This is a genomic window from Gilvimarinus sp. 1_MG-2023 (genome assembly GCF_030548285.1).
On record NZ_JAUOSC010000419.1, the window covers coordinates 1 to 354 of the forward strand.

Sequence of the window (354 nt, forward strand, 5' to 3'; positions counted from 1 at the left end):
CACCCGGGGTGGATTTTGGTGAATATCAGGCCCAGACCCATATCCGGTTTGCCTTTACCGCCGATCTGGCGCGACTGAAGCAAGCGGTCGAACGGCTGTCAGACTGGTTGGTGCCACGCGGATGAAGTACAGCTCCGCACTGATTCCCGGCCGTTTGATCAAACGCTACACACGCTTTCTGGCGGATATCGAGCTGGCCAACGGCGATATAATCACCGCCCACTGCGCCAATACCGGTGCCATGACCGGCTGTGCCGATCCCGGTTGCCGGGTCTGGTTATGGGACAGCGCCAACCCCAGGCGCAAACTGCGCTACAGCTGGGAATGGACTGAAGTGGCAGGGTTGTATAAAGC

At 59.0% G+C, this 354-nt stretch carries 1 pseudogene; it reads left to right on the forward strand.

The window, feature by feature from the left end:
- Positions 1-121: 121 nt before the first annotated feature.
- Positions 122-354, forward strand: a pseudogene (locus Q4563_RS17440) (DNA/RNA nuclease SfsA); the annotation flags it as partial.